Origin of the sequence: Phaeovulum sp., from assembly GCF_041596715.1 — a bacterium.
Lineage (GTDB): Bacteria > Pseudomonadota > Alphaproteobacteria > Rhodobacterales > Rhodobacteraceae > UBA6213.
The window spans coordinates 1-7,788 of the sequence record NZ_JBFHIA010000151.1 but is presented as its reverse complement, the minus strand read 5'-3'; the positions used below and the strand labels follow the sequence as shown (position 1 = coordinate 7,788).

Genomic DNA, 7,788 nt, shown 5'->3' with positions numbered 1-7,788 from the left:
GCTGGAATTGCGGGCCCGCGAACGCACCGGCGACGCAATTCGTGCGCTGCTGGACCTGGCACCCAAGACTGCTCGGCGGATTCTGCCCGACGGCACTGAATACGATGCTCCGCTGGAAAACGTCATGGCGGGCGACCGGCTACGCGTGCGGCCGGGTGATGCCGTGCCGGTCGATGGAGTGGTGATTTCGGGCACGTCGTCGGTAGACGAAAGCATGCTGACGGGCGAGTCGATGCCGGTCGAAAAGAGCGAAGGCTATACCGTCACCGGCGCCACAATCAACAAGAACGGCAGTCTGGTAATCGAGGCGGCCAAGGTGGGCGCCGACACGGTGTTGGCGCAGATTGTTGAGATGGTCAGCAACGCCCGCCGCTCACGTGCGCCAATTCAAGGGCTTGCTGACAAGGTTTCGGCGGTGTTCGTGCCGACAGTGGTTCTGGTGGCGCTGGCGGCGTTCGCAGCGTGGCTTACCATCGGCCCGCAACCCGGATTTGTGTTCGCGATGGCGGCGGCGGTGTCGGTGCTGATCATTGCCTGCCCCTGCGCACTGGGGCTGGCCACGCCGATTTCCGTCACCACCGCCGCAGGACGCGGCGCGCAGGCAGGGGTTCTGATCAAGGATGCTGAGGCGTTGGAACGAATGGCGGCGGTCGATACGCTGATCGTCGACAAGACCGGAACACTAACCGAAGGCCGCCCGAAGCTGACCGATGTGCTTGCACTGGGCGAAGAGTTGGAGGACACGGTCCTGAAGCTGGCGGCAGCGCTGGAAAAGGGCTCGGAACATCCGCTGGCGGAGGCGATCATTGCAGGCACGGTGGCGCGCGGCATTACGCTGGGCGAGATCGAAGGCTTCGAGGCGGTCACTGGCAAAGGTGTGCAGGGCGTAGTTGACGGGCACAAGGTGGCGCTCGGCAACGCCGCGATGATGGCCGATCTGGAGTTTGTGACAGAGGCGGCAGACGCCGCCGCCGACACGCTGCGTGCCGAGGGCAAGACGGCGATGTTCGTGGCGGTCGATGGCAAGGTCGCGGGCATCGTCGCGGTGGCGGACCCGATCAAGGAAACCGCCGCTGCGGCCATTGATGCGCTGCATGCACAAGGCATACGCGTGATCATGGCCACCGGTGACAACGAGCGCACGGCCCTTGCCGTTGCCGAGAAACTGGGCATCGACGAGGTGCGCGCGGGGGTTCTGCCCGAGGGCAAAAAGGACCTGATCGACGCCTTGCGCGCCAAAGGCCGAAAGGTCGCGATGGCTGGTGACGGCGTCAACGACGCCCCGGCGCTGGCTGCCGCCGATGTCGGCATAGCGATGGGCACTGGGGCAGATGTGGCGATGGAAAGTGCGGGCATCACGCTGCTGGGTGGTGATCTGACCGGCATCGTGCGGGCGCGCAAGCTGGCCCGCGCCACCTTGCGCAACATCAAGCAAAACCTGTTTTTCGCCTTCATCTACAATGGAATTGGTGTGCCGATAGCCGCCGGGGTGCTTTACCCGGTATTTGGGCTCTTGCTGTCGCCGATGATTGCGGCGGCGGCGATGAGCCTTTCATCGGTCTCGGTCATCACCAACGCGCTGCGGCTGCGGCGGGCCAAACTGTGACGGTGCCGCACCGTTACCCGGCGCAGCAACTCAGCTTCGCCACGTCGCGATCGAATGTCTGCGCGGCGAGCTTCAGGCCCTCGACGGTAGTTAGGTAGGGAAATAGCGTCTCGCCAAAAGCCTTGACGGTCACGCCGAACTTCAGCGCCAGCGCCAGTGTCTGGATGCTGTCCGAGCCTTCGGGCGCAGCGATTACGCCACCGAGCAGGCGGTCGGTCTTGGCGTCGGCGACCAACTTGATCAAGCCGCGGGTATCGCGGGCGGCTAGCGCGCGGGGCACGTTGTCGAGGCTCAGGACTGAGGTCTTTACGTCATGCCCCGCCGCAATCGCCTGCGCCTCTGTCATCCCCACGCCCGCCACCTGCGGGTCGGTGAACACCACCCAGGGCATCGCCGCATTGTCATAGCGCTCGGCCCCAGCCAGCACCGCATTGCGGGCGGCAAGCTTGGCGCCGTAGGCGGCCATGTAAACGAACTGGTCGCGGTCGGTCACATCGCCTGCCGCATAGATGCCGGGGCGCGAGGTCACCATATCGTCGCCCACGATGATCGCGCCGCGTTTGTCCGTGGCAATGCCCGCCTCGACCAGCCCCAGCCCATCGGTGTTGGGCCGGCACCCAGTGGTCGCCACTAGATGATCGGCAGCGAGGTCCAGCGTCTTGCCCGCCACCTCAATGGCAAGCACCGCGCCACCTTCCGTACCGCTTTGGCACCCTACGTACCGCGCACCTGCATGCACGGTGATGCCCTCATCGCGGAACACCTGCGTCAGCGCCTCGGAAACCTCGGGTTCGGCTTGCGGCAAAAGGCGCGAGCGGCAGACGAGTGTGACCTTTACCCCCATCCGCGCCATCATTTGCGCCAGTTCGGCACCGATATAGCCGCCGCCGATAAAGATCAGCCTTTCTGGCAGGGTTCCGAGCGCCAGCAGTGCGGTGCTGTCGAGCGTCGGCACTCCGGCAATACCCGGAATGGCGGGCAAGGCAGGCCGCGCGCCGGTGGCGATGATGATTTTCGGGGCGGAGATCAGGCGTTCACCCACCTGCACGCCGCTGGGGGCCAGCCGCGCCGCGCCTTCGTCGATATAGCTTATGCCCTCATAGCCGGGCAGCAGGTCGGCGTATTTCTTTTGCCGAAGGCCCGCCACCAGCTCGTCCTTGCCCGCCACCAGTGCTGGCCAGTCATCGACCTGCGCCGCCCCCGAAAGCCCCGGAAAGCGCCGCGCACGGCCCGCGCCGTAAAGCGCTTCCGCCGCGCGGATCATCGCCTTTGACGGCACGCAGCCGATGTTTACGCAGGTGCCACCGATCAGCCCGTGGCCAATTAACGCCACTCGCATGCCCGCCTCGGAAGCGGTGATCGCGGCAGAAAACCCCGCCGATCCGGCGCCGATCACCGCGAGGTCGAAATCATTGCGGGCAGGAATGGTGCAGCAATCGTCCATGGTTTGTCCTTTCAGAGGGGTTTTGCGCGACGCTGGCGGCGCCAGAGGGCATAGATCGTCAGCCCGACGAAAAAGCCGAGGGCGGGTAACAGCACGTAATCAAGCCAGCCGAGCAGCGCCGACAAGCCGACCATGCCAAACAGCACCACCAGAATCGGGGTGAAACAGCACAAGGCCAACAGCACCGTGCCAAGGATGTTGGTTTTCAAAAGCCGGTGGTTGGGCGGCAAGTGTGCATGTGATGTCGGCACTACCGCATTTTTCGCATGATTGTCGGTCATTGATCGGCACCTTGTAACTCGGGTGCAACCTGCCTACGGTCTGTAGGAACTACAGGTTCAAGGAAATTCGACATGACTGCCGATCACGTCACCGCGACCCCGAAGGCCCTGCGCCGCGCCGATCTGGCGCGCGCCACCGGATGCAATCTCGAAACCATCCGGTATTACGAGGGCGCGGGCGTACTGCCGCCCCCGGCCCGCACTGCGGCGGGCCACCGCAGCTATGGCACGGCAGACGTGCAACGCCTGCGCTTCATCCTGCGGGCGCGTGAGCTGGGCTTTACGCTGGAAGATATTCGCGGGCTGCAGGGCCTTGGCGATGGCGCGCTGCACAGCTGCACCGAGGTCAAATCCAAGGCTGAGGCGCATCTGGCCGAGGTGCGCGCAAAGATTGCCGACCTGACACGCATCGAGGTGGTGCTTGCCGAAACGTCGGCCAAGTGCAGCGGCGGCGACCTGCCTGACTGTGCCGTATTGCAAAGCCTCGGGCATCAATACGCTGGTTGACTGTTATCGAGGCGGCGCCGGATCTATAGAGATTGTCGGCAACAGGGTGCCCATGCGGCTGCTCTGTTGCCCCTGTTTTGCGCCGATCAGGCGCTGACCGCGAACTCAGTCATCATGCCGGACGCAAGATGCGCCATGTGGTGGCAATGCAGCATCCAGCGCGCCGCTTCGCCAGCATCGATGGCGATGGTCACCGAGGCCATCGGCGGCACGTAGACTGTATCGCGCATCGCCCCGGCAAAGCGCCGGTTGCCAATGGCGACCACCTGAAACACATGGCCGTGCAGATGCATCGGGTGCGCCATCATCGACATGTTGTGAAACATCAGTTCCACCCGCTGCCCGCTAGTCGCGGTGATCGGCTGATGATTGCCCCATGTCTTGCCGTTGATCGCCCAGACGTACGGTTGCATCGAACCGCTCAGCATCACCATTTCCATGCGATCAACCGGGCGCGTCGGCAGCGGGGTAACAGCGCGCAGTGCGCTTTCCTGCGCCAAGTCGGTATCAAAGGCGGGGTGCGGTGTATCGCCAAGCCCTTCCAGTCGGGCAACCTCAGCACCAGGCGCGGCAAGGATGATGCCGGTGCGTTCGCGCGCGCCTTCGCGCAGTGCCAAAAGCGGAAACGCGCTGGCACCCTTTGGCAGATCCAATTCGATGTCGAGCCGCTGCGCCATTGCCACGCCAAAGCGGCGCCCGGTGAGCGGCTGCACCGGGTGGCCATCGACGGCCACCAGACGGCCTTCGACCAGTCCGGTGTCGATCCAGAACACCGTTGCCGCCGAGGCGTTAATGACACGCAGCCGCACCCGCCCTCCGTTTTCGACAGCCACCACCTCGGGGTCACCAAGCGTGCGGTCATTGGCAAGGTAGGCATCAAAATCAAAGTCGTTCAGGTCCATCGCCATCCCGCCCATCGCCATCCCGCCCATCGCCATGCCGCCCATCGGCATACTCATGCCACCCATTGCCATGCCACCAGCAGGCGCGCCGGTGGTGGCCGCAGAGTGGTCCATGCCTGCCATCGCGGCGGTTCCGGTGATTTCGGCCAGCACCTCTTCGGCGGGGCGGAACGAGAAGTCGTGCAGGAACATCACCACCTCTTGCCTATCCGCGGTCAGGTCGGCGGCGGATCGCACGATCAGCGGCGCTGCCAGTAGCTGCATTTCCTGCACCGGCACATGGCTGTGCATCCAGAACGTGCCGGAAATGGGGGCATAGTCGTAGCTGCGCACCTCGCCGGAGCGCAGCATGGGGGCGGGCATGTCGGGCACGCCGTCCTGCTCATTGGGCGGGATTTGGCCGTGCCAGTGGATGATGGTTTCGATGTCGAGATCGTTGGTCAGATCGACCCGAAACCGCTCGCCGGGGTTTAGCACCAGCCCGGATCCGCCCGCGCTGTTGGCCAGCCGGAACACGGTGGCGGCGCGGCCATCCACATCGAGTGTGTGGCGCGTCGCGCGCAGCAAAAGCGGCGCGGTTTGGGCAGATGCCCGGAGAGGAAGCAGTGTCGCCGCGCCAAGCGCGGCAGAGGCGGCCAAAAAACCGCGTCGAGTCAGGTTAGGATTCATGGCCTCTCCAGTGGGTTTGGATTGCGATCAAGCGTCTCAGGCAGAAGGGCGGTGCCGCTTTGGCGGCGATAGAGCGGCGTCATCCCAGCAACTCCAGCGGCAAGTGCACCACCGCCTCGAGCCCGCCTTCGGGGCGGTTGCGCAAATGCACCTCGCCGCCGTGTGCCTGCACGATCGTTCGCGCAATGGCGAGGCCAAGCCCGGCGCCACCGGTATCGCGGCTACGCGACGCCTCGAACCGCGCAAAGGGCTCGAACACTGCCTCTAACTGGTCATCGGGCAGGCCAGGCCCGCTATCGGCGATGGTGATGCAGGCGGCATCTGGTTCGCGCGTAAGCGTGATCTCGGCCTTGCCGGCGTAGCGGATAGCATTGTCTATCAGGTTGCGCAGGGCGCGGTTCATCGCGGTCGGGCGCAGCGTTGCAATAATCGGCACAGCGGGCGAAAAACTTGCCTTATCGGCGCCCGCGTCTGCGGCGAGGTCTGCCAGAACCGCGGTCAGATCGACCGTTGCCGATGGCTCGGACTGGGCCGCGCCGCGCGCGAAGGCCAGTGTCGCCTCGACCATCGCTTGCATTTCGTCCACCAGCGCGTGCAATCGCTCGGTGTCGTCGCTCTGGTCAAGCAGCTCCAACCGCAGCCGCATAGCTGTCAGGGGCGAGCGCAGGTCGTGGCTGATTGCAGCCAAAAGATGTGTACGTTCAGATACGAAGCGGGTCAGCCGTTCCTGCATGCGGTTGAAGGCCAGCGTGGTTTCGCGCACTTCGGTGGGGCCGCTCAGCGGCAGCGGATCGGTTTCCAACCCCCGGCCGAGACGATCAGCCCCGCTGGCCAAAGCCCGCATCGGGCCCACCACGCGGCGCGCGGTGACCAGCGCGATCAGCGCCACCGCCAAGGCCATCAGTGCTAGTGGCAACAGCCACTGCGAAGTCACCTGTAGTTCCGGGCGGTCAAACAGGGTGCGTACGTTCAGCCATTCGTCGTTCGCCAGTTGGATCGACAGGCTCATTTCCATCGGCTCTGCCCGCTCGGCCATCATCACCTCGTGCATCGTGCGCATGGCGGGCAGGTTAGCCGGCGGCGGCGCGGGCAGGGTATCAATGATATGAATATCGGCGCGCAACTCGCGCATAGACGGACCGACGATCTGGCGCATCCGCGCCACAAAATCCGCAGCGTCGGCGCTGTCATGTGCAACCACAGGGGTTGGCGCGAGCGAAAAACTCACCAGCGGCGAATTCGCTGAACGCAGGATCGAAGCGTGCAGGCTTTCCGGGGCGTCTTCCAGCAACAGCGCAACATTTGCCGCGCGCCCCGCCGCCTCTAGCCCCAATGCCGAACGTATGGCGCGACTGCGTTCATCTGAAAAAAGGGCGTAGCCCAACCCTTGCGTCACGGCCAAGGCCAGCAAAAGCAGCGCCAATAGCTGCCCGCCCAGCGAACGCGGCAGAATGCGCCAGCTCATCGCGGCACCTCGCGCACGTCACTGGCAAGGCTGTAGCCGCCGCCCCAGATTGTTGCGATCAACGCCGGTTTCGCCGGGTCACGCTCGATCTTGTGGCGCAACCGGCTGATCTGGTTGTCAATCGTGCGGTCAAACACCTGCGCGGAGCGCCCGCTGGTGAGGTCGAGCAACTGGCTGCGGCTGAGCACAAAGCGCGGCCGTTCGAGAAACGCGGTCAACAGGCGAAACTCGGCGGTGGTTAGCGCCACTTCTGCGCCGTCCGCACTGGTTAGCGCACGGCAGTCGGTATCGAGCACCCAGCGATCGAACGCCAGCCTGCGCCCTGCCAGCGCACCGCCTTCCACGGGCGTCTGTTCCGAGCGCCGCAGGATCGCCTTTATCCGCGCCAACAGCTCGCGCGGATTGAAGGGCTTGGCCAGATAATCATCGGCGCCCAGTTCAAGCCCCACGATCCGGTCGGTTTCATCGCCCAGCGCGGTCAGCATCAGAATCGGAATCGACCCACCGGCGCGCAGTCTGCGACAGACCGACAGGCCATCTTCGCCAGGCATCATCACATCGAGCACGATCAGATCGAAGCGCCCCGCCTTTAGTGCCGCATCCATCGCCACCGCATTGGCTGCGGTGCTTGCACGCATGCCGTTCTTTTCAAGATACTTCGCCAGCGCATCGCGAATTTCGCGGTGATCATCGACAACCAGAATGTGCGGCGGTGCGTTCAAAATCAATCTCCTGTCCCGCGACTTTAGCCGATCACCCACCGAAGGCGTGCGGAAGTTTGTCGCAATCTGTCACGGTGCTGCTGGCTGCGACAGATTGATACAAAACAGCACCTCTACTGACAAATTCGCAGCACATTTGGACGCCAGTTCGAGTGCATCGAAGTTTTACAGGAGAGACGACAATGAAACGTT

7 protein-coding genes are annotated in these 7,788 nt (G+C 64.2%); 2 read left to right on the top strand and 5 right to left on the bottom strand.

The features are described 5' to 3' along the window. A partial coding sequence (locus tag ABY403_RS10935; protein ID WP_372840842.1) for a copper-translocating P-type ATPase occupies window positions 1–1,606 on the top strand: 1,606 nt, incomplete at its 5' end. A 13-nt stretch (window positions 1,607–1,619) separates the two neighbouring features. Here the strand turns inward: ABY403_RS10935 and merA are convergent. Both merA and merF read right to left on the bottom strand, forming a co-directional pair. Next, window positions 1,620–3,050, bottom strand: a complete 1,431-nt coding sequence (gene merA, locus ABY403_RS10930; protein ID WP_372840841.1) for a mercury(II) reductase — start codon at window positions 3,048–3,050, stop codon at window positions 1,620–1,622. A gap of 11 nt (window positions 3,051–3,061) precedes the next feature. Continuing rightward, on the bottom strand, window positions 3,062–3,331 hold the full coding sequence (gene merF, locus ABY403_RS10925) for a mercury resistance system transport protein MerF (protein WP_372840840.1): 270 nt from the start codon (window positions 3,329–3,331) through the stop codon (window positions 3,062–3,064). A 72-nt stretch (window positions 3,332–3,403) separates the two neighbouring features. On the opposite strand from merF, the gene ABY403_RS10920 reads away from it, so the two are divergent. Beyond that, window positions 3,404–3,838, top strand: coding sequence for a helix-turn-helix domain-containing protein (locus ABY403_RS10920; RefSeq protein ID WP_372840839.1), 435 nt, complete (start codon window positions 3,404–3,406; stop codon window positions 3,836–3,838). 86 nt (window positions 3,839–3,924) lie between these two features. Here ABY403_RS10920 and ABY403_RS10915 read toward each other — a convergent pair whose 3' ends face one another. The 3 genes from ABY403_RS10915 to ABY403_RS10905 form a co-directional block, all read right to left on the bottom strand. Beyond that, the gene (locus ABY403_RS10915; RefSeq protein WP_372840838.1) at window positions 3,925–5,409 is read right to left on the bottom strand and encodes a multicopper oxidase family protein; all 1,485 of its coding nucleotides are present in this window, start codon (window positions 5,407–5,409) and stop codon (window positions 3,925–3,927) included. A gap of 79 nt (window positions 5,410–5,488) precedes the next feature. Then, window positions 5,489–6,874, bottom strand: coding sequence for an ATP-binding protein (locus ABY403_RS10910; protein ID WP_372840837.1), 1,386 nt, complete (start codon window positions 6,872–6,874; stop codon window positions 5,489–5,491). Then, window positions 6,871–7,596: a response regulator gene (locus tag ABY403_RS10905; protein ID WP_372840836.1), complete on the bottom strand. Its 726-nt coding sequence runs from the start codon at window positions 7,594–7,596 to the stop codon at window positions 6,871–6,873. Before ABY403_RS10905 ends, ABY403_RS10910 begins: the two co-directional genes overlap by 4 nt. Between the last annotated feature and the right edge of the window lie 192 nt (window positions 7,597–7,788).